This is a genomic window from Brevibacillus sp. NPDC058079, from assembly GCF_042885155.1.
Classification (GTDB): Bacteria; Bacillota; Bacilli; order Brevibacillales; family Brevibacillaceae; genus Brevibacillus.
Genome location: NZ_JBHVSO010000001.1, coordinates 944,072 through 966,053, shown reverse-complemented (window position 1 = coordinate 966,053; position 21,982 = coordinate 944,072). Strand labels below are relative to the sequence as shown.

At 42.1% G+C, this 21,982-nt stretch carries 19 protein-coding genes; all 19 read right to left on the bottom strand.

The genetic code is table 11. The annotated features are described in order from the left end of the window. Window positions 1-7: 7 nt before the first annotated feature. Complete coding sequence (locus tag ACFVS2_RS04565) at window positions 8-3,127, bottom strand: efflux RND transporter permease subunit (protein WP_390231485.1); 3,120 nt, start codon at window positions 3,125-3,127, stop codon at window positions 8-10. 237 nt (window positions 3,128-3,364) lie between these two features. After that, window positions 3,365-4,120: a CPBP family intramembrane glutamic endopeptidase gene (locus ACFVS2_RS04560; protein ID WP_173617530.1), complete on the bottom strand. Its 756-nt coding sequence runs from the start codon at window positions 4,118-4,120 to the stop codon at window positions 3,365-3,367. Between the two features lies 1 nt (window position 4,121). Continuing rightward, the gene (locus tag ACFVS2_RS04555; protein WP_173617531.1) at window positions 4,122-4,745 is read right to left on the bottom strand and encodes an SdpI family protein; all 624 of its coding nucleotides are present in this window, start codon (window positions 4,743-4,745) and stop codon (window positions 4,122-4,124) included. Window positions 4,746-4,761: 16 nt separating this feature from the next. Beyond that, on the bottom strand, window positions 4,762-5,019 hold the full coding sequence (locus tag ACFVS2_RS04550) for an autorepressor SdpR family transcription factor (protein ID WP_007729097.1): 258 nt from the start codon (window positions 5,017-5,019) through the stop codon (window positions 4,762-4,764). A gap of 560 nt (window positions 5,020-5,579) precedes the next feature. Further along, window positions 5,580-6,050 carry a hypothetical protein gene (locus ACFVS2_RS04545; protein WP_173617532.1) on the bottom strand — a complete coding sequence of 157 codons (471 nt, stop codon included), beginning with the start codon at window positions 6,048-6,050 and terminating at the stop codon, window positions 5,580-5,582. A 227-nt stretch (window positions 6,051-6,277) separates the two neighbouring features. After that, window positions 6,278-6,886 carry a DUF4304 domain-containing protein gene (locus tag ACFVS2_RS04540; RefSeq protein WP_390231480.1) on the bottom strand — a complete coding sequence of 203 codons (609 nt, stop codon included), beginning with the start codon at window positions 6,884-6,886 and terminating at the stop codon, window positions 6,278-6,280. A 44-nt stretch (window positions 6,887-6,930) separates the two neighbouring features. After that, window positions 6,931-7,350, bottom strand: a complete 420-nt coding sequence (locus tag ACFVS2_RS04535) for a ribosomal maturation YjgA family protein (protein WP_390232413.1) — start codon at window positions 7,348-7,350, stop codon at window positions 6,931-6,933. 320 nt (window positions 7,351-7,670) lie between these two features. Continuing rightward, the gene (locus tag ACFVS2_RS04530; protein WP_173617534.1) at window positions 7,671-8,042 is read right to left on the bottom strand and encodes an iron chaperone; all 372 of its coding nucleotides are present in this window, start codon (window positions 8,040-8,042) and stop codon (window positions 7,671-7,673) included. Window positions 8,043-8,058: 16 nt separating this feature from the next. After that, a complete protein-coding gene (locus ACFVS2_RS04525) occupies window positions 8,059-8,457 on the bottom strand; it encodes an SRPBCC family protein (RefSeq protein ID WP_173617535.1) in 399 nt (132 codons plus the stop codon). Further along, window positions 8,454-8,783, bottom strand: coding sequence for an ArsR/SmtB family transcription factor (locus ACFVS2_RS04520; protein ID WP_390231476.1), 330 nt, complete (start codon window positions 8,781-8,783; stop codon window positions 8,454-8,456). The genes ACFVS2_RS04525 and ACFVS2_RS04520 overlap by 4 nt, the downstream gene beginning before the upstream one ends. Before the next feature lie 430 nt (window positions 8,784-9,213). Next, complete coding sequence (locus ACFVS2_RS04515) at window positions 9,214-10,449, bottom strand: HAMP domain-containing sensor histidine kinase (protein WP_390231473.1); 1,236 nt, start codon at window positions 10,447-10,449, stop codon at window positions 9,214-9,216. A 4-nt stretch (window positions 10,450-10,453) separates the two neighbouring features. Further along, window positions 10,454-11,152, bottom strand: a complete 699-nt coding sequence (locus ACFVS2_RS04510) for a response regulator transcription factor (RefSeq protein WP_390231470.1) — start codon at window positions 11,150-11,152, stop codon at window positions 10,454-10,456. A gap of 84 nt (window positions 11,153-11,236) precedes the next feature. Next, window positions 11,237-13,219 carry an ABC transporter permease gene (locus tag ACFVS2_RS04505; RefSeq protein ID WP_390231467.1) on the bottom strand — a complete coding sequence of 661 codons (1,983 nt, stop codon included), beginning with the start codon at window positions 13,217-13,219 and terminating at the stop codon, window positions 11,237-11,239. 24 nt (window positions 13,220-13,243) lie between these two features. Continuing rightward, complete coding sequence (locus ACFVS2_RS04500) at window positions 13,244-13,930, bottom strand: ABC transporter ATP-binding protein (RefSeq protein ID WP_173617539.1); 687 nt, start codon at window positions 13,928-13,930, stop codon at window positions 13,244-13,246. 26 nt (window positions 13,931-13,956) lie between these two features. Beyond that, complete coding sequence (locus ACFVS2_RS04495) at window positions 13,957-14,676, bottom strand: lipoprotein BA_5634 family protein (RefSeq protein WP_390231464.1); 720 nt, start codon at window positions 14,674-14,676, stop codon at window positions 13,957-13,959. Window positions 14,677-14,865: 189 nt separating this feature from the next. Next, window positions 14,866-15,459 (bottom strand): flavoprotein, encoded by a 594-nt coding sequence (locus tag ACFVS2_RS04490; RefSeq protein ID WP_390231462.1) that lies wholly within the window; start codon window positions 15,457-15,459, stop codon window positions 14,866-14,868. Between the two features lie 18 nt (window positions 15,460-15,477). Further along, a complete protein-coding gene (locus ACFVS2_RS04485) occupies window positions 15,478-16,878 on the bottom strand; it encodes a lanthionine synthetase C family protein (protein ID WP_390231459.1) in 1,401 nt (466 codons plus the stop codon). A 16-nt stretch (window positions 16,879-16,894) separates the two neighbouring features. Further along, the gene (locus ACFVS2_RS04480) at window positions 16,895-18,769 is read right to left on the bottom strand and encodes an ABC transporter ATP-binding protein (RefSeq protein ID WP_390231456.1); all 1,875 of its coding nucleotides are present in this window, start codon (window positions 18,767-18,769) and stop codon (window positions 16,895-16,897) included. Then, the gene (locus ACFVS2_RS04475; RefSeq protein WP_390231453.1) at window positions 18,750-21,956 is read right to left on the bottom strand and encodes a lantibiotic dehydratase; all 3,207 of its coding nucleotides are present in this window, start codon (window positions 21,954-21,956) and stop codon (window positions 18,750-18,752) included. Before ACFVS2_RS04475 ends, ACFVS2_RS04480 begins: the two co-directional genes overlap by 20 nt. Window positions 21,957-21,982 lie beyond the last annotated feature (26 nt).

The following is a 21,982-nucleotide window of genomic DNA, read 5'->3' as shown; positions in this document are numbered from 1 at the left end:
CTCTGCCTTATCCAGACTTTTTCATATCGCGTAAACTTCTCAGCACGGAAATAAACATATCCTCACTTGGCTCGATCTCTGCTTCTTTGGTATCCGGGGCAAAAAACTCTTTTTTGATCCGATACAGTAATTCATACCCGATAGGAACAACGATTAAGGTCAGGATCGTCGAAGTAACAAGTCCACCAATAACCACAATCGCCAAGCTTTTGGTCATCAAGGCTCCTTCAGAAAAGCCGAGGTAAAGCGGCAAGAGCGCGCTGACTGTCGCAACTGCTGTCATAATGATGGGGCGTAATCGGGTAACGCCAGCTTCGACAACTGCCTCACGCATAGAAGTCCCTTCCAGTCTTCGATGCTGGATATTGTCCACATACACGATTGCATTGGTAACAACAATTCCGACCAGCATCAAAAAGCCGATAAGTGCCGTTATATCGAGAACGGTATCCGAAATGAACAGGCCAAATAATCCGCCGATCACAGCAAGTGGTAGGGACAGTAGAATCGCGAGCGGAGCCGTAGCATTGCCAAAAGTGATGAGCATGACAATATAGACGATAAAAATGGCTGCTCCAATAGCTAAGAGCATATCTTTAAAGCTTTTTTCCATGTCACTTGAGACACCTTCAGATGACAATGTAACTCCAGCAGGTAATTTTTCCGCTTGCAACATCGCAAACAGGAAATTACTCGCTCCTCCTTTGTTGTCGCTCGTGATATCTGCTGTAATTTGTACGAATTGTTTTTCCTCTTTGCGCATGATTTGTGATTGAACTTTTTCTTGATCAATCTCAGCAAAGTCCACCAAACGCACTTGTTGCTTGCTTGGCGTTTGAATGTAGATATTGTTCAGTTCCTCTAGCGATTTCGCATGGTTTTGACCGAGTCCAAAGAAAAGACTATAGTCTTTGTCGTCGACTTTGATTTTGCCAATTTGAGTATCCGAGACTAGGAGGTTGACCTCTTGAGCCACCTGTACAGGGGAAACTCCCAGCTCCGAGGCTTTGTCTCTATCGACTTTGATGACAACTTCATTTTTGAAATCGTTCAAATTGTCCTTCACGTTGGTCAACAGAGGACTTACTTTCAAGTTTGATTTGACTATTTCGCTTGCCTCTTTCAAACGATCCAGATCTGGCCCGTACAGGATTACCTTGAACTTGTTGGTATCGCTGCTACCAGGTTTAGTCAAGGCCATTTCAGATCCTAGTGGAATCATTGGTTTGACGATTCCCTCAAATTTCTTGATGGTTTGGTCGAGATTCACATCTGGCCCTGTTTTGATTATTAAGAGGGCTTGGTTCGATTGGCGTATTTCCGCTTCATTTTCAGAGCCAAGATTGATTTCTATGTACTCTACTTCAGGCTGCTCCAGCAATTTACTTTCGACCTGGGCAACCGTTTGATCGAGACCATCTAGTTGAGTACCTTTTGGCATAGTTACTTGCGCGAATATGAACTTCGCTTCTGGATCAGGAAACAATCCGTATTTCATATACGGGAGAAGCGCTAGACTTGCGACAAATAGAACGAGTGCCAGAAATCCGACAGCAGGCTTGCGGTTGAGCGCCCAGTGCAGTAACTTCCTGTACGTATCAGACCCTTTCCCATGTTCATATTCCTTGATCTTGTGGTCTTTTAGGATCAACAGCTTCGCTAACAGTGGAACAATCGTCACGGCTACTAATAGTGAGGCAAACAACGAGCAGACGACGGTTAGTGCAAATGGGCGGAATACTTCTCCGATCATCCCTCCAACAAACACAATGGGTAAAAATACGGCAGTTGTCGTAAAAGTCGATGAGGTAATTGCATGTAGCACTTCGTGGGTGGCAATTTGAATCAAGTTTTCCTTGCGCTCTTTGTTCAATTGCAAATGGCGGAAAATATTCTCGATGACGACGATACTGTCATCCACTACTCGTCCTACAGCCACTGCCATCCCGAACAGTGTGATCATATTGAGAGTAATGCCCATCCAGGACATGAAGATCATACTCACTAGGATGGATGTTGGGATAGAGACTAGGACGATGAGGGTTGCATTCACATGACGCAAAAACAGCAAGATGACTACAGAAGCCATAATAGCTCCGAGCATGCCTTCCTTGAGCATGCCGTTAATCGAATTCTTGATATCGACAGAGGTGTCATAAATCGTGGTAAAGGTTAAGTTCGGATACTCTTCTTTTAATAGGGATAGTTTTTCATTGATGGCATCACCGGTTTCTACTGCATTGGCGTCACGTGTTTTGTAAATATTGATGTTAATTCCATTCTGGCCGTTAAAGCGGCTGATCGAATTAATGACCTGATCAAAATTAACTTCTGCGATATCGCCGAGCCTGACGTAGGTAAGCCCATTTTTGGGGTCACTTGGGAGGAATATCTTGGTGTTACGGATATCCTCCACATTGAGGTAACGGCTCACCACGCGAATGACGCGCTCTTCCCCATCCTCGGTGATCGAACCGATTGGCAGAGCTACGTGATTGTCTAGTAAAAGTTGTTTCAACTGCAACGGAGTGATTCCGTAGTAGTTTAGCGCATCTATATTTGGCAGGATTTTCATTTCTTTGAATTGTCCGCCTATTGTCGATACTTTATCAACACTTTCAATACCTTCTAACTCTTTGAGCAGTGTTTCTTTCACATCGTTGTCAAAATGATCGAGTCCACTCTCCTTATCCTGTCCTGTCACAAACAAATAATAGACGGGTTGATTGCTGAAGCCCTGAATCATCACTTGTGGTCTGCTTACTTTGCTAGGAAGCGCGATACTGGAAATTTTTCTTTCCAGCTCGTCCCTGACAGCTTGTACATCTGAACCAGTCTCCAAGTAGACCTGTAGCGTGGAACTATTGTTGCTTGAGTATGACTCCACTGCCTTAACGCCTGTTACATGCGCAATTTCACGTTCCAATGGCTTCGTTACATCATCGAGAACATCTTCTGGTGATGCATCCGGATAAGTAGTATTGACTAGAAGCACAGGGAAAGTGACATCTGGCATGTTCTCTACCTTGAGAGACATGGCGGCAATGATTCCACTGACTACGACAAGCAGGCTCATAATAATAATAGCTGTTGAGTTTCTGAGAGAAAAATTCGTTAGAAAACGCAAGGCATGCCCCCCTCATTCCTAATAAATTCCATTCTCTATATTACCGCTCATTTTTTTGGTATTCAATAAATTTCCATAAAAATTAAAATTTGTTTTTCATTCCGCTTTTTTACGAAACAGGAAAGAAGACCAAAAACCCCTTGTGACGGAGTTTTTGATCTACTTACTCGAATCATCTCTCGAAATGTAAAGAAATTGTATGTTTCTACACACAACAGAATCGTATGCGAGGCGGTCTTATTTAATGAAACCATGAAGGATGATATCCCCTATCGCGTGAGCAATCATTGCGTACTCCAGCCCGCGCTTCCAATAGAGGTAACCAAATAATATTCCTGCCACCCCGTTAAGAGCCATCGTGCGAATGAACAACAGCGGGGTAATCTCACCAAAATAGACATTTGCCGCAGGGAGATGACCAAGCCCAAATATAAGGGCTGCCCCAATGATGCCTGCCCAGTACATCCAGGGCTTAGGGGAGGCTTTACGTCCGAATAACTTGCTCAAAATCCACACGATCATTGTCATCATGAACAAGCGAACCATGACTTCCTCGTATACTCCGCCTTGAATGGATGTCAGGATACCTGCCCAAGTCGACACTTCTACGTCTTGGGCTTTTTCCGCCAAGATTGGCAGTAATGGTTGGAAAACAGCGAGTTCCAGTATGAGGAGAAGACCTGTTGCTGCAAATCCAAAGATGACTGCCTGAATGATTCCCTTTTTGTTGAAGGATTCTCCACCTGTTTTATATAGCCACTTCCGAATGACAGGGGCATCCAGCCCCACCTTGATTGCAAAGGTCAATCCAATCCACGAAAACAAAAATGCCATAATGCTTCCTTGCAAGACGAAAATTGCCATTGCAACCGGTATCGGGAGAGGTATCATTGCCAATGCATCCCCACCGATTGCCAGCATATATGGAATAGCTGCGATAAAACCAATAGCGCTCACCAATGATAACAGAATTGCTATTTTTAAGTTTTTCATTCTACTTTCCCCTTCCTGTTCTTTTGTAATAGTAGTGGCTGCTTCCGAAAGAAATCAGAATCGTCACCAATACAATGATTAACATCAGGACATAATGAATGGTCGTTGGTAAAAATGAGGTGAGCATGATGAGGATTCCTCCGAAGAAGAACACACGGGAACTCAATAGGTGGGTATTTTTCCAGACCTCTTCACTAGCGAGTGACCATGGCGTGCGTATCCCAATCAGATAGTTATGTCGAAAACGAGGCATAAAATTTCCTATCGTTACAAAGAGAATTCCTAAAATAAGCGTGACAAAAATCCCAATATTTAACATATATCCATATCCATATGCGATTATCACGCTATGGATGACGAGAAGTACGATCATTAATGTATTCAAGATTGTATCGTGACTGCTTTGGAACTTTTGGTAATACTGTTTTTGACTGCGAACAGCCACGAAAATAAACAGCATCACAACCGGAATAAAGGATACACCCACAAACTTAGGCGCAAAACCATTCGGTTCGCCATTTGGTCCCCAATGAATTACCATCTGATCTGGCATGGAGGGATAACAAATGACGCCCAAGACAACACTGATGAAAAAAAATAAAATAGACAAATTCGATTTATTCATGTGATTACCTCACTTTCTAATGGAATTGGATAAACCATTTTAATAAGTCTTGAAAAACGGTCGTATTAAGTGAGTAGTAGATGTTTTGCCCCTTTCGTTCGTCGTAAACCATTTGTGCCTGTTTCAACAAACTGAGGTGGTGGGAGATGCTGGGCTTTGTCATTTGAAAATGGTCGGCTATCTCTCCAGCCGTCATATCTTTCTCCCTCAACAGGTCAAGAATTTTTCTTCTTGTGGGATCAGAGAGTGCCTTAAATGCGTAATTCATTGACATAATCAATCCATCCTACTTTCATCCATCATTTTTAGATATTTAGGAATTTATCTAAATATCGCGTTTAGAAATGCCTTGTGCCAGCTCGTAAGTAACCACTGGATGGAGGGAGTTTTAGGATATTCGTGTAGTTTATCAATTCTACCATAAATTCAAAATTCCTCCAATAATTTGCACATGGTAAGTAATTCGTCAATGAAATCGACTATAAGCAGCCATCTTCTATGCCCGTGATCTCCAAATCAGTGAGTTCCTCCATTTTCCATTTCGTGAATAAAGGGACGTTTCATGAGGAGTTTGCAAATATACAATTTATCCCAACTTATACGCACAATTACATTTAATTACACTTTCACTGAATATTCAAGTCTCTTTTTATAGGCTATTATTCTCAACCATCAAAATGACATCAGTCTGCCACTTTTTTGGTTTGGGCTAAATATTTGCTTACATAGCACTTTCCGAAGTATGTATAATGTCGAGTGACATAAGCATTTTCTAGCAACACGCAGTCAGTATTCCTTGGTTATATCACTCGACACATGAGCACAACTTGTCAATTACGATTGGATACGTGAATATCGAAATGTATGCCAAATTCCATTATCATCCTGAATGGTTAGATAGATTTGCCCCGCTCCATAATCCGCCATGGCTACGTATACTTTTCCAGGGGTATATTCGCCTACATAATTACCATAATAATCGCTATCAAATGTTAATCTTCTTCCCGATATTTCAAAGGTTACCGATGTCCCTGTAGCTGCTATACATTTGACATTTACTTTATCTACTGCTGGTTGTTGATAGGTTTGATCATTTTGAGTTTGCATTGAGCTTTGCTGTCTAACAACTTCTAAATCCTTTTTTAATGCGTCATTCTTTTTCGTACATGCTGACAAGGCTTCTTGTACTTCCGCCAGACGTCGCTCTAATCTGGCAATGTGTCTCAGTAATTCGTAATCGTTGTATTGTCTGCCTTCTCCCGCCGAAATTGGATAATAACCCTCTTGTGGATACCACCCGTACATAAATTCCCTCCTCTATTGGCTTTGATACACTTTAGGTTATGGTTTTTCCGCCTATTTGTTCGCCCATTTTACCATAAATTGGTTTTATACTAACTCCACGAAATGAAACAACGGCCACCTAAGACCTGAAAATCAAGTCTTAGACTGACCGCTGTTATTATTAAACGAACGTTCCCGTTAGGTTCATGTCATAGCCCGAGGAATGGGTGAGACCCCTTTGTGCTGACTTATCGGTTATCAATTTCCACTCCGTATTTATTGAAGATGGCCGAGTATTTATTCTCAAATATGGTCCATCGCTTTTCTGTTCCGTACTTTTCCTGCAAAGCCTTCAAAAATTTTTTCGCCTCTACTACATTATTGGATTGTAAGAGCAAATGAAAGCTCTCTTCGCTCAGATGTAAAAATGGACCTGAAGTGTAATAATCAACAATGGATCTGGCACTGGTCATAGTATCATAAAACTGAATAACCTCATCTAATCCACTTAGCAACGTTTTTCTTATATCATCCATATTTGTATCAAGAGTGATTGAAAATCGATCTGGAACAGACTCAACAATTTCCCCAATTCTTGCTCTGAAGTGACACTCCGCTTCTTGAGGTGCTGTTAGAATCTCTCTCGATTGTATTTGTGCCAACTCCGCTGCATAAATACCACAGTTCACATAAAACATTACATTGTCCGCTGCATTGCCTGCAGATTTTTGGAAGTTGAACATGTAGATGAGGCTTTCTGTTCTCTTAGTAAAATTCAAACTCTTCTTTGCGAAGCCACGCTTAGAAAGGAACGGCTTTACATCCTGTTTAATCATATCGGTAAAGATCTGCTGCAACTTGATCCCTCCTAGAAGTTTACGATAGTTACATCCTCCAAAAATCACGAGCGCTTACGCCAAGGCCAAGCTAGATCGAGCAGGGCAGCGACGGCAGACCCCGCAGTGTACCGTACAAGGTCCGCCGTCAAAAATCCTTTTCCTAATACCAACGCCCCAATAGTTGTCGCCCGGAGGTAATTGATCCAACCGGCCTGATACAATTGGCTGGCCTCGATCGCAAAGCAAAACGCGAGGCTGCACCACAGCGCGAAAGAAATCTTTTTATGAGCATAACAGGTGCGAAAGCCGAAGTAGATCATACACGCCCATAATGCATCGCCAAAATGCTCAGCTACAAAGACAGGCAACACATCGGCGAACGCTCTGGACCCTAAGCCCAAAGCCATGACAACAAAAACGGCCACGAAATAGGCGAGCCTCTCTCTCCATCGACATGCGGAGTGCTTGTTACATGTGCTCATAGGTATCGTTCGGTAGTACTTCCATTCGGTTTTGTGCATATACCATCAATCTTCCTCTACAGAGAGAGTAATCTAAGTCTATTTTTTCACAGTCTAACACTTTCATATTGAATCTAAAACATTATTTTTAGTGAACAACTAGATTGAGCTACGTTCTCGTCAATACGTTCTTTCGTCTACTTTATAGCTTCTCAAGTTGTTCACTTTGCGTTGAGACCTTTTTGGATTTTTGCTTGAAAAGCTAGGATTAGAGAAACATATAAAAACAGATCACTGAATGGTATCTAGGCCAATCAAGTGATCTGTTTTATGATGGTGAGCTATTTCCGCCAAAAAGTTGAACAATCTGCCTTATCCAAGATATTAAATTCGATCATTTTCTCAAGTAATGCGAAATCAACCGGACTATCCCACCGGATACGTACCAACTCTTTGGTGTGATCATAGCCAGCCTGTACAATTTCATCAGAAAAACGAGAAATCCCTACCCTTTCTGGGGAAACAGCCAAATGATGTTTGGCAACGCTAAAGCCAATAATAAATGTGCCGTGATCGGTAAACATAGGCTGATTCCACGCAATTTTTGGCATTAAATTTGGAAATTTCTTAGTTACCCACCCCAAAACTTCTTCCGTTCGGGCATGATGTTGCGGGTTATCAATACGCGCTAAATATTCTTCAAAAACTTCCATGTTGTTTCCTCCGCGGTTATTGTTCCAATACCGTTTCAAACTTGCCGAACCATGCACTCCAGCCATACTTGGCGCCTTCGAGTCCGTGAACATTTGAGAATCCAGTTTGTTCGAGATGAAGGTTAACCTTTCCGTCCCCTAAATCCTGCAGCGTCCAGGTGACCGTATGCCGCTCGTCTCCGGTAGCCCAAGAATAGGACAACCGGTGTGGTGCTTCCACGACAAGCACTTCACCGTCAACGATTCCATCCCAATATTCGGATGGCTGATGGCGAAACTGAAAGCGATGCCCCACGACGGGTTTAAAATCATTTTCCGCGATCCACTTTGCTAACTTGCTTGAATCGGTCAGTGCGGACCAAGCCTTCTCAATCGATGTCGTGTACTGAAAATCCAAGGACAATGCTAAACTCATTCTTCTTCCTCCTCAAATAGTTGGTTCAAGCGCAACATATTCATACTCCAGTACTTGCTGTAGAAAGCCACCCAATCTTGAATTTCTTTGAGTGGAGAGGCGTTGAGCCTAAAACGCGTTTCTCTGCCGACTTTTCGATCAAGTACCAGTCCAGCCTCTTTGAGAATCGTCAAATGCTTGGATACCGCTGTACGGCCCATTGGAAACTGCGACGTCAACTCGTGAAGCGGCACCTCCTCTGCCTCTGCTAACAGACGAATCAGTCGGCGCCTAGTAGGATCTGCAATCGCGGCGAACACATCCCGCAACTGGTTGTTCTCGCTCACATCACCCGCTCCTTAATATTTTTACCAAGGGGCAGCCATTCACGTCTTCGGGTCTAGTGCCCACGAGGCGCGGACCCCAAAATGGACCACTTTTCGTGTCTCATTGATTATAGGACACCATTTGGTGACGCTTTAATTTTATGACACCATTTAGTGTCGTGTCAACATTATTTTAAACTCCACATGAAAAAGAGTTTTTTCTCGATTTTGGCCTTGAGGTCCTACTGTCGTGGGCCAGAGGGAATTGTTTTAGAGTTGGCGGAGCCAATTAAATAAATTGGTTCGCCTTTTTGAACAGTTCTTTCCCCTAAAATGCAAAAAGGCAGCCATTTTGGGCTGCCTGCGGCGCTTCTATCCATAAAACACTATCGGACGGTCAATTAAGCGTAAGGAAGAATTTAACTTCTCCACTACTCTTTTTCTTCTGTACTTAAAACTTCATGAAAGTAATCGTAAATCTTGTAAAGCTGTCTTTCTCACTCTCCACTTTAATCAAGGCATGATGTGCTTCGATAATGGCTTTGACTAGCGCCAATCCAATCCCAGTCGAATCATGCTTTTTAGAACCTGTTGCTTTGTAAAATCGATCAAAAATATGGGACAATTCCTCAGGAGCAATTCCTTCTCCAAAGTCTTGAATCACCAACTCCGTATAGATCGGCGTATCTTTTACCTGAATGATGATAGTACTGCTTGGTTTGGAATGCTCGATCGCATTCTTCAGCAGGTTCAACAAAGCCTCCTGCATCCATAGTTTATCGTGGGCAACGACGATTTCCTTCGGCGCATCCCAGTCAATCGCTATATGCTTATCACTGATCATGCTTGCCAAGCGATCCAGAACTTCCTCGATCGTCTCCACCAAATTGGCTGGCTCTTTATCAAATGAAATAGCTCTGGCATCGATTTTCGCTACTTTTAACAAATTTTGAATTAAGACATTCATTCTCGCGATTTGAACTTCATTATTTTGCAGGAGTTGAACTTGCTGCTGACGAGGCAGCTCTGCATTCAACAACATTTCATTGTAGATGGATATCGTTGAAAGAGGCGTTTTTAATTGATGGGAGATATCTTGCAGCATTAGTGCTAAAAACTCTTTCTCTTCCAGAAGATCCTGCATGCTTTTTCGAATGATATCTTTCATGGAACGAAAGGAAGCCGCTAGTTTGGCGAGATCCCCTTCTTTATTTTCATTGATGACTACCGTGTAGTCCCCATCGATTATTTTTTTTGCTGCGGAAGTAAGTTGTCTAATTTTATGGAAGACCATCTTGTATTGCAAATAGCTTGCCCCAAGCAATATCAATCCGAAACAAATCAATCCCCAATAAATCCATTGATTATGGCTGGCAATATGTTTATTTAATAGGGGAAAAAGCTCTGATTCCAAACCTTCATATAATCCATACTGTCTAAAGATCTCTCTTCCTTTTTCCTGATACACACTTGAATTAGATGCGTGACTTGTTAAGACTTTCATAATTTCCGCTTCATTCTCGGGATTTTGTTCAACCAATCTAGCCGTAATTTCACTCCAGGTTGCAATAGAGTCGCTTTTCAAAGCATCATAAAACAGTTGATGTGCAATAAACTGGTGAATGGTAAATAGTGATAACAGAACGGCCAGTATCGTCATATACCCTTTCAATTCGGTATTCTTCATCATCTTACTCTCTACTCACATCCTTATTCCACCGATAACCTAATCCTCTTTGGGTGACGATAAACTGCGGATTTTTGGGGTCATCTTCCACTTTATCTCTTAGACGCTTAATGTATACAGATAGCGTATTTTCATCAAAAAAAGCATCTTCTCCTTCCGATACTTTCATCAAGAGATCATCTCTTTTTAGTACTTTATGGGCGTTCATCATGAAAGTTAACAGAAGCTTGTATTCAAGATTGGTTAATGGAATGTTTTCCTGATTTTTAAAAGCCTTGACGAGGTTCGTATCCATTTTTATATTTTCAGATGCTAAGGTGATGGAGGAAGTCTCCAACCGCCCACGTTTACGTAATTGCACTTTCACTCTGGATATGAATTCCTTGACTCGGAAAGGCTTCGTTATATAATCGTCCCCGCCAATATCCAAGCCCATTACTACATTTGCTTCTTCATCCAAGGCCGTTAAGAAGATAATAACCGATGAATCGTTTTGTTTTTTGAAATGCAGACATAAATCATAGCCGTTTCCATCTGGAAGGCCGACATCTAGGATCGCCAAATCAAAAGGTTGATGATCAAACTGGCGTTTCGCTTCTTTTACACTAGAGGCTCTGACCACCTCATAGCCTTCATTTCGCAATGAGAATTCGATGGCTAGACCTAGCGCCTCATCATCTTCCACAAGCAATATTTTATGCAAGGTTGTCCTCTCCCTATCATCATTCCATTTCAGCTATTAACCAAATCCGAATAGCCCGACTATAAAATAGCCAGGCCCATTCTATCATTGTTCCCTGATAACATCGATAAGATTATCTTTTTGGATTTTTCTCAGTGGTAATAGAACAGATAAAAAGCTGATGATCAAAGCTGAAGCAAACGTAATGAGACAAGCTTCGTAGGGGATCGTCCATTCGACCCTCAAGACACCGGAAGCCGCCAAATAGATAATATAAGAAAGTATACAACCGAAAAAGATCCCTTGCAAACTTCCAGAAAAACCGTAAATCAGCGCTTCATAGATGATCATTTTTTTCAAATTCCTTTGTGACATGCCTATGGATTTTAACGCAGCCAGTTCTTTTCGTCTGATGATGATGCTGATCGTAATCGTATTAAGGATATTGAGACTGCCAATCAAAGAAATGACTGTGATAAAACTGTATACCAGCACTTTTATGACGAGCTCCGAATCTTTCTTCACTTTATTCTCTTCGATGTGATTCACAATAGTAATGGCGTGTTTTTTACCAACAGACTCCTCGATGTGAGTAACTGTTGCAAGAGATTGTGTCTTATCCTTCAAATCGATTTCAAAATGGAGGTCCTGTTCCTTCACTCCGGATACATTTTCAACCGACTTCAAAAGCTCCAACATTTGCTGTCTTTCAGCTGAAGAATCATCATGATCTTGTTCCAGATAGATGGATAGATCTGATTTCGTGGATAAGTCCTTCATATATTTGGATGCAAATGCGATATCCATCATAGACGAGAAAGTAATAAACAATACACTGGATATAATGATAGATAGAATCGTAATGGTATAACGATTTTTATTTCTTTTGACATTTTTCAAGGCTAGGCTCAAGGGAAAAGATAACGGCTTTCTCAACACGCTATTCTTGTGTTTTTTGATCGCCTCTTTTTTAATGGATAGCCTGCTGCTGATTGCCAGCAGTGGGGATATTCTGCCCGCAAAAAAAGCCGGATAATAACTGGACGCTAGTACGGCCGTCAGCGTAATGATCGAACTGATGAATAAAATCTGCCAATCGATATGGAAGAACGAAACACCTGCACCATCTTCTAAAATGATCGAGAAAATGGATTGGAGTGCAGCAACCGCCAATATGCTACATACAAGCCCAACCGGTATGGCGATAACAGCCAGCACAGCAGCTTCTCTCATCACGATTTGTCTAATTTGCTTTCGCGTAGCGCCGATGCTTCGGAGCAAGCCGAACTGCTTCATTCGCTCTACGACGTTGATTTGAAAAGCGTTGTAAATCACCACGACTGTCGCGATCACAACAATACTAACGACGATGACGAGAACAGCCAAAATCGATTGATTCGATCCCGGTTTCAAAACTTTGATCAATTCCTCATTGATAACCAGATTCTCGTCTTTCGTAAGTGATTTTATCTCCTCTACAACCGCTTTAAAGTCCGCCTTCTCGTTTATTTCGGCTAAGATCCTACCCTCTCCGATAGCAAAATCATGTTTATAGGTTAGTAAACGTCCCACTTTATTTATCTGAGTGAACGCCCGATTATCTAGTAAACCAACTAGTTGATAGGTTTGACCATCCAATACAAATGAGTCGCCGATCTGAAGACCCTTTTTCATATAAGGCAGCGTCCATGAATCGACAGCTGCTTCACGGTCATTGGCCGGTAATCTGCCATCAATGAGACTGTAGGTTAAAAACTCCATGGCGCTATGATCAGCGAAATTCTTTTGAACAGAAACCTCTCCAACCGGAACGATCCCGCCCTGAGACATCAAGCCATACGATGCTATTTGTGGATTATATTTGATTTTGTTTAATAGTGCTTCATCGTAATTTGAAATACCGAGATGAAAAGAAAACCCGTTTATCTTCTTGATGTTCTCGATTTGGGATAGTTGTGATCCTTTCATAAAAAGGCCGACTGTGGAAATTAACGCTACAGAGAGTATGATTCCGATCAAAGTCAAAATCGTTCGTTTCATATTCCCCTTTAAATACTTGCTGCTTAATTGTTTATAACTGCTGATCAAAATCATTCTCCTCCAGTCTTTTGGCTAATTCGCAGCAAGCCGTTGATCTGAAATGATCGTACCGTCTTCTATCGTGATGATCCGGTCAGAAGCCGAAGCAATCGCAAGATCGTGCGTAATCAAGACAATGGTTTGATTGTATTTTCTAGCAGTCAATCGTAATAAATCTATGACTTCCTTCGTATTTCGCGTATCCAGATTACCTGTGGGCTCATCCGCCAAAATCAAATGCGGTCGATTCATTAAGGCTCTGCCGATGGAGACGCGTTGCTGTTGACCGCCCGATAATTCGGAAGGCAAGTGGTCTTTCCGTTCATGGAGACCCAGGATTTCAATCAGTTCATCCAAATATGTCATATCTATCGGTTCATCATCCAATAACATGGGCAACGCGATATTTTCCTGGACATTCAATACCGGGATCAAATTAAAAAATTGAAAAATAAACCCGACTTTTCTTCTTCTGAATATCGAAAGCTCATCATCTGTATAATCGTAAATATTATGATCCCCAATGAATACTTGTCCTGAAGTTGGACGATCCAACCCGCCTAAAATATGCAGCAGTGTACTTTTACCTGAGCCGGAAACACCAACGATGGAAACAAACTCTCCTTGCTGAATCGAAAGGTGAATCCCTTTTAACGCATCTACCTTGTTATTACCTTCCCCATAACTTTTTACTACGTTTTCCATCCGTACAACTTCCATACAGCTCACCCTCTCATCACCCAAACTCAATCTTGTACGTCTACGAAGTTTACTTTGTCTTCACTATTTGCGTATACGTTCCCGATTTCTTGTAAGACTTGGTTCACCTGATCTTTCTTCTTATAATCGAAGCTGCGATTTTCAAACTGGATCAAGGAGAGCGTTGACTCTGCTTCGGTTAATTGGTTGTAAGTCTGTTCGTCAACAATAACAAGATCCGCTTGTGGTATATACCCGATCCACATCTGATGCTTCACATACGCTACAGGTACCATCTTGCCGTTCAAATCGATTTGGTTATTCTTCATTTCTGCATCAATTATAGAGTAAAACAGATTTTGACCATTCGATAATTCTTTGATGCTGGTAACAGGGTCTGAAATAATAGACGTGCTGTCTGGATCTTGTCTGGCTCTGAGAATCCCCTTCTTGACGAATTGCTCTGCGGTGGATCGAGTAACAACCGAATATTTGATATCTCTAGTATCAAATTCTTGACCTGTTTCTTTCTGATCTTGCTCTGACAATTTCGTAATTTTTTTCGTTGTAACCAATTTCATTTTGTAGTCCATCGTTTGTTTGGTGTCATCTTTATACAACTCTTTGACCTTATTCGCGTCGTTTTCTGTGCCAATAACGAGCACGCCATCGACCGCTTGCGATGGACCTTCTACAAATCGTTTTACTCCGAATCCAATCCCTGCAAAAATAACAATAACCAACAAGAAACCTATTACTTTTTTCATCTTAATTGCTCCCTTATAAACTATTTATGTCTGGATTATAGACGAGACTTTCATGTAATTGAATGACTTTTGTCTAACGATTTTGACCTTCTTTCTTACAATTTAGTAAGAATGGTGCGTCTTCTCACGCAGGGTAAATACAAAAAAGGACTGCTTCACTGGCACAAGCAGCCGAAGCAGTCCTTTCTCTTATACAAATGTGGTTGTGTTTTCTTCTCGTTCAAGTAATACATTTCTCATTTCCTGCATCACCGCTGGTCCCTGAGGCAAGACGAAGTTAGGCTGCGTGGTGCCAGATGCTACTTCATAAGCCATAGCTTCTACTGGATTCACAACGATGTGACCGTCCTCTCGAAGCTGAGTTACATTACGCTGAACCGCTTTTTTCGTCCACATTAGGCGATTCATATTTGGAAAAAACATAACTGGTTTTGGATGAGCAAGAATAGTGGAGGTTAGCAAGTTTGGGGCAATCCCGTTAGCAGCTTGTCCAATTACATTCGCCGTCGCTGGCAAAACAACGAACAGATCTGCCCAACGTGCTAACTCAACGTGGTTCATTTTTTTCTCAAGACCAGGCTCTTCATCTATAAATATCTCGTCACAGTAAAACAAAAACGTAGACGGCGGGATCAGCGTTGCGGCCTGTTCTGTCATCACTACTTTTACCTCTTTGAACAGGGCTCGAAACATACTAAGATAAGCAGACGCACCTATAACAGCAATCGAGCCTGATATACCGACCAAAAGTTTCTTCTCCTTCAGAAATGGATCGTGTGTCATCTCTCGATTTCTCCTCTTTTAGGCCAACAGGAATGACTGATCCCATAGTGGCTCTTGATTACTGCTTGCAGAAAGGAGGGCAAGACCAATACCGGCTGCACCTTCAAGTGCACCTGCCTTATTGAGTCCTACTTTTCCATCACCATTTGGTTCTATATCTTGGTAACCAAAAGGAAGCGACGGATTAAAATTATCTACGAGGCACTTAGTTAAATACTCGATATGTGATTGATAGCGTTCGTCATCTGTAGTCGTTGCCATTCTAAGCGTCATTTGCAAAAGTCCTGCTTTTCCATGACAAAACGTATCTGCATACAGATTCCAATCGCTTTCTGATCTCTTGAAAACATCATCGTAAGCTTGAATGGCAAGATTACAATAAGATGAATCTTGCAGAGCTTCACCCGCTAGATAGAGTGAACGAGCTACTCCTGGCGTGCCATAGCACCATGCATCGCGTCGAAACGGCTGTTGGGATAGCATTTCTTCCCCTAGCTCTTCTTCTAATTTCACTCTACCTCTCCACATAATCCCGCAAGCGTCCTTTTCCTTCCACCGCACCAACCAGTCAGCGATGCTTCGTATTGCCTCCCTCTGACCAGTTACTTCTACGCCTTCTCTCAAAGCAAGTGATAATAAGGCTAATGGTCCAGGAATCCCATGAGCAAGACCTACGTTAAAATTTCCTTTCGGATACATCTCTTTATCAATGTCTAAATATTGCATCTCCTGAGTCAAGTACCACCCTGGTATTTTTCTACCATCTTCATAATCCCTAGGCTGGCTTATATGTACGAGATATCGCAAAACATCCTGTAAGGCGGCATGAAGAACATCGATTTGCTTACTTGCCAGTAAGTACCGTCCAATGCCTGCTACACCTTTAATAGCATCATAGATATGAGGATTACTTCCTCCTCTTTTTTTATCAAGGACATACTCGTCTTCAATAATGACCGCTGTTCGTGTAGCGAGCAATTGATCCAGTTGTCCAAGAAAGCGTTGATAATGCTCTCGATTGCGTGAAGCTACTAGCGTAGCAAAGCAAATACCTGCTACTCCACCACACATGGACTCACTTGAAATCCCTACTGCCTTAATTTTTTCTTGAAGAGCAAGGAGATGTTCATGAGCAACGATATTCCAACCTTGATCAGGGAAATGTCTATCCAACTCAGCAAAAAAGAGTATCGTACCCGGATATCCGTGAGAAAGAGTAGCAGCCCCCCAAGGATGTTGATGAATCGGTCCTGCGACACTTATGTTATCTTTATCCATTACGACCTTTTCTACCTGAATCGGATCTCGTAAATACGCAGCCACCTTGAGTGCAGTAGATAAAGCCTTTGTTCTTAACTCTTCATTTTTAATCCCTTTCCATGCATGCTTAGTTGTTACCACTGCTTTATTTGTCTCCATACTTTCCCTCTCTCTTTTATATTTGTCCGACCATCTGTCTTGTCGATTCATCCGTTTCTTCCAGATAAAAAGAAGCCTGCATATGAAAAAGAGATGCATAAACGCCGTCTACTGCTAGTAGGTCCTTATGCGTGCCTGTTTCAATGATTTCTCCTTGTTTTAGGACAAGAATCTGGTTGGCATATCGAACAGTTGAAAATCGATGGGAAATAAATAATCCCATTTTATTCTGGGTCAATTCACGGAACCGAGTGAATACTTCTTGCTCTGCTTGAGGGTCTAGTGCTGCTGTCGGCTCGTCAAGTATGTATAAATCCGCATCGCGCATGTAAGCGCGGGAGATGGCAATACGCTGCCACTGTCCCCCCGAAATCTGATACCCCTCCGCAAACCATTTGCCAAGCTGTGTATGGAATTGTTGCGGAAAACGTTTAATCATTTCATCTGCTCCAGCCTGTTTGCTTGCCTCGATAATGGCTGCTTCATCATCAGCTTTTAGATAGTTACCAAAGCCAATATTTTCATTGACTGCCATTTCATATTTAATAAAATCTTGGAACAAGGCGCTCATTTTTTGGCGCCATTCATTTTCCTCATACTGGTAAATTGGTTTACCATTAAACAAAATCTCGCCTTCCGTCGGTTGATACAATTGCGTAATTAATTTTACGATTGTCGATTTTCCCGAACCATTCTCTCCTACTAACGCCATCGTTTCTCCTGGACGAATGGCGAAACTTACATTCCGTAGCGCGTAGGCATCGACACCTTGATATTTGAACGAGACATTGCGAAACTCTAAACCAGACGCATTCTTCTCACAAGGATCGCTTTCGGCAATTGCTAATTTTTTCTCATCTGGCACAGCTAAAAATGTAAATAACTGACTAATGTACAGATTGTTTTGATACATGTTGAAAATCGTTTGCATAAGATCTGTGGAGGTTGTTTGGGTGTAAGATATCGCTTGGATAAACGCAATTAAGCTGCCAACTGCAATCGTTCCTAACATCGTTTCCCATACTACATACGACTGCATCGATACGACAGCAAGGAGTGACAGGGCCTGAAACCCAAGCGCCACCTTTGTCCTTTTTATCACCATTGCTTTGTCCTGCTGAAAAAATCGCTCGTAATATTTACGATATCTATCGACCAGAAATGGGCCTAGCTGAAAAGTTTTTAGCTCTTTTACTGATGAATCACTCGTCAATAAATGCATCAGATAATATTGCTTACGACGATCGGAAGCGCGGTTGTGGTCAATCATGAATTCCTCTTGTCCTAATCGAATAAAAGAGAAAGTAGAACAGATAGGTAGCAAGAGCAATATAAGTGCTAGCCACCACTTCCAAGTGATCAGCATAGCGGAAACAGATAGTAGCACAATCACATTACTAATAATACTTATCACCTGTTGAAATAACTGATACGGGCGAAACGTGGAATCTTGCTTTGCCCGTTGAAGCTGGTCGTAAATTCCTGCATCCTCAAAACTGGAATAAGGAAGTCGCGTAGCTTTTTTCATGATCAACAGATTGACATGATTGGCTAACAGTTCTTGATACAACGTTTTGTAGACCAGGTCAATATGTTTGAGAGTATCGCGAATCACGGCTAGAAACGCGAAAAGACCAAACGCGATGAAAAGCGGAACGATTCCCCCACCGGCTGAGATGGCTACTGCCGCATTAATTAATGATTGCGTGGCAATAATCACTCCTACAGGTATCAGGCTACTTATAATCGTCAATATCATAACAATCACAAAGTAGCGAGGATTTGTTTGATACAGTAAACGAAAAACACTTGGCCAATGAGAGAAGGAAGCAAATACGTTTCGAATCGTTTCTAATCGATTGCTGTTTGCCTTAATTGGAGTCACCAGCATTCTCCCTCCAGTGAAGCTGGCTGTGTAAAGTATGGCGTACAAAGGCCATCGCTTTATCTTCCATCTCTCGCCTTACTCCAAATAAGCGATTGCAATGCAAATGGATCAAGCTACCCATGATCATCGATGGGGAACTCCACAGCGAATGGTTTTGTTCACCCTCTGCTACTAGCCTTCCGAAATCCTGCAATACATCCACTCTCAAGGCCATCGCTTCACGAATGGCTTCGCCACTCGGATGACTTCGCAATCCTTGCCAATCGTTCCGCGGATCAGCCAGAGTGAGCAATGGTTTCCGCCATTTTCGGAACTCTTCTCTCTGGGCATCCTTTTTCACACGCATGTCCATCCAAGCCAGTTGCTGTTCAAAACTAAGTCCGAATCTAGTCATTATGTCAATAATACTAATCGTTGCTAAAACATAGTCAGGTAGATTCGTTTGATGCGACCGCAACAATCTCAAAAGATTCGCAGTCGTCTGGCTATCTTTAGCAAATACTCGCTCCGCATCAGCCATGATCGATGGTCCACCGTATCTTTCTACTTCGCGATCATACGTATCAATTACCATTCTTTGAATAAATCCTTCTCGCTGACATTCTTGAATCCAAGGGTAAAGTTCTGGAAAAATCTCCTTCATAAGCTTCTCAGGCTTACCGTGAAAACGGAGGCGAATATGATGGTCAGGGTCTATATATCGCATGAAAAACCATTCATCTGCTACTCCTTTTTTAACCATGGAATCCGCAAACGAATGGATCTGATCAACGATAAATTCATCCTGTCTCTGGTTGCCTCCATACAGTTTTAAAAACAGCCAATCACTTCCAGGGAGTTTTATGTATTGCTCCTTAGTTAGAACATTTTCATTTCTATTGAAGGGGATATTTTTTTTCTTCTCTATAGGTGGTCTCTTCAGTAATGGAACTACACATTCCATGGAAAAATGACCCTCTGGTCCAGTGACCCAATACTCTTCTGTACCCCCGATTTTTTCACGGAGTTGAATGTTTTTTGACTTAAACAATTCTGTACGCAACTCTTCTACATGATAAGGATTATCCAAATCTAACAAAATACGATTGTCACCGAAAGCCATGTACACATATCGTGGTAGATCCCACTCCATTCTCCACGCAGCAAAAGCCTCATTCCAGATCTTGTCTTCTTTCGGATCTCCCTTCAGCCCCAGAGATTCGGGTATCACCTTCCATATAGCAGGCGACAAGATGGTTTTTCCATAGCGAACACGTGGCAAATACGGTGATGCATCCATATTTCCCCAAGAGAATGGGTTCCAAAGACGTACATTTTCCATAGAGACTTCTCGCAAGAAACGATAAATATTTGGGGCATTCTTGAAATTAAGCATATTATCCGCTGAAATAATTAATTTCTTTCCATGTGTACGGGATTTCAGATAGAAATGCTCTATTGTGGCACCAACCACAATATCCTCCAGTTGAAGGGCATGCTGTGTCTTCTCTGAACAATTCGTGCCAATGGACAGTTCATATTGGCTGATGGACGGATGAAGAACGATATTGGCATGTCGTCCAACGGAAGAAAGATAATTGGCCTCGACAAAGATCACATCTTCATGCTGTTCCTGTATTTGATTATGAATCTGTTCATGTTTCTCTAGCGCTTCTGGTCCAAGTATATCGAGGAATCGCCCAAACGATTGACCTACCTTAGCTGAACCAGGCATTGGTGCTACCTCTAGCAGATAGTCACCTTGATCGATTGCTTCCTTTGAGGGTGCGATTACCTCCACGTACATTTCCAAGGAATCTGGTGCGTATTTCGTATCTACTGGCTCTGTTTCTAGCTGATCGAGAAGATCATTCGTAATTTCTATCTCTCTCGTTTTTGTTGCAATCGCATGAACTACTTTTCTCATCAAACTGGCTTCACGCTTATCAGAATACTTGAGAGGCGATACTGGCTCTCTTCTGCTGCTTTGTGGAAACATATATCCTGCCGGCGCTCCTAAACCAACCTCATCACTAAGAAGCTCCAAAACGGGGACTTCTCTTGACGTTCCGTATTTCTCCAAAAAGTCCTTATGGTAGCTTCTTAGATGAGACGCTCCTCGTTGTGGTAAAGACAGTCGCCATAGACATTCCAGCGCTTTCGCTACTTCTTCGCCTATTCTGTTGTGTAAAGATACTTTGCTAGTACCTACATGGAGGTCTACTTGTACTGGCATCACGCTTGCTTCAAGAGCCTTCATCTGCGCAATTAAGTCTTGAAAGTCTTGTATGCCCGTTCCAATTGGAAGTCCATCGTATTGTTTCATTCTTGCTTGAATCGCAGCTAATTCCGTATATATATCCTGTACACCATCAAGTAACGCAAGGCGCTCCATCACATAATCAAAGGGAGTGGCTACTGTGAGTGGTGGACGTAATTCGCTAATTAAAAACTCTCGAGAGAATAATTGCCACAGCAGTCCGGTTACTTTTTGTTCCCCCGCTTCAGGGTACTTTTCCATCAATCTAATCATTAATTGTTCAAATAGGATCGGATGTTTTGCCAAATCAAACACAGCATGCACAACTTCTGTAGCACGGATTGAAATTCTCTCTTTTTGTAAACCATCTAACCGTTTCAATTGACCGTATTCAGTGGCAAAGGTAAGCTCCATTCGCCCGCCGACCTGCACCGAAGCGTGATTTCGTTGTACTTTCAACTGTTTTACTATATCAAGTCGTTGCTCAACTCTCTGAACGATTGCAAGCAACCATTCCATGTCTGGACGTGTACGTTTTTGATGAAAATGCGAGTCTTTTAATGAAACGTTTGTCTTGTCAGTGAATGAGCCCAGAGCAACACCTGCGAATAAGCCATATGGAGTGGCACGGGTACTCATCCTTAACAAAAAACGAACAAAACTAGAAAGTGCCTGCTTGGTCTTTCGAGAAGTAGGATCGCCTTCTAGATTCGGCAATGCTTCGTACAGAGATGGACTAGAAATGTGAATAGCTTCCCGTACTTTTTCGTCCCTCGCATATTCCTTTATAGCAGCTAGATAATCACTGGTTTTATTTGATTCATAGAAGACCTCGATTGGAAACAGGGGTACCCGCAGCATAAAAAAGTCTTCTGAGGTATATAGGTTTCCCTCCTTTTTGTTCTCATGGTAGCGAGTAGTCAGCTCCCTCTCTATTATTTGCTTAGCCATTCATAACCCTCTTTCCCATGCAAGTA

Excerpts from the sequence above, each read along its gene's own strand:
- ACFVS2_RS04560 (WP_173617530.1), bottom strand. The coding sequence starts at position 4,120 with ATGAAAAACTTAAAAATAGCAATTCTGTTATCATTGGTGAGCGCTATT.
- ACFVS2_RS04555 (WP_173617531.1), bottom strand. The coding sequence starts at position 4,745 with ATGAATAAATCGAATTTGTCTATTTTATTTTTTTTCATCAGTGTTGTC.
- ACFVS2_RS04550 (WP_007729097.1), bottom strand. The coding sequence starts at position 5,019 with ATGTCAATGAATTACGCATTTAAGGCACTCTCTGATCCCACAAGAAGA.
- ACFVS2_RS04545 (WP_173617532.1), bottom strand. The coding sequence starts at position 6,050 with ATGTACGGGTGGTATCCACAAGAGGGTTATTATCCAATTTCGGCGGGA.
- ACFVS2_RS04535 (WP_390232413.1), bottom strand. The coding sequence starts at position 7,350 with ATGAGCACATGTAACAAGCACTCCGCATGTCGATGGAGAGAGAGGCTC.
- ACFVS2_RS04530 (WP_173617534.1), bottom strand. The coding sequence starts at position 8,042 with ATGGAAGTTTTTGAAGAATATTTAGCGCGTATTGATAACCCGCAACAT.
- ACFVS2_RS04525 (WP_173617535.1), bottom strand. The coding sequence starts at position 8,457 with ATGAGTTTAGCATTGTCCTTGGATTTTCAGTACACGACATCGATTGAG.
- ACFVS2_RS04515 (WP_390231473.1), bottom strand. The coding sequence starts at position 10,449 with ATGAAGAATACCGAATTGAAAGGGTATATGACGATACTGGCCGTTCTG.
- ACFVS2_RS04500 (WP_173617539.1), bottom strand. The coding sequence starts at position 13,930 with ATGGAAGTTGTACGGATGGAAAACGTAGTAAAAAGTTATGGGGAAGGT.
- ACFVS2_RS04495 (WP_390231464.1), bottom strand. The coding sequence starts at position 14,676 with ATGAAAAAAGTAATAGGTTTCTTGTTGGTTATTGTTATTTTTGCAGGG.
- ACFVS2_RS04490 (WP_390231462.1), bottom strand. The coding sequence starts at position 15,459 with ATGACACACGATCCATTTCTGAAGGAGAAGAAACTTTTGGTCGGTATA.
- ACFVS2_RS04485 (WP_390231459.1), bottom strand. The coding sequence starts at position 16,878 with ATGGAGACAAATAAAGCAGTGGTAACAACTAAGCATGCATGGAAAGGG.
- ACFVS2_RS04480 (WP_390231456.1), bottom strand. The coding sequence starts at position 18,769 with ATGCTGGTGACTCCAATTAAGGCAAACAGCAATCGATTAGAAACGATT.
- ACFVS2_RS04475 (WP_390231453.1), bottom strand. The coding sequence starts at position 21,956 with ATGGCTAAGCAAATAATAGAGAGGGAGCTGACTACTCGCTACCATGAG.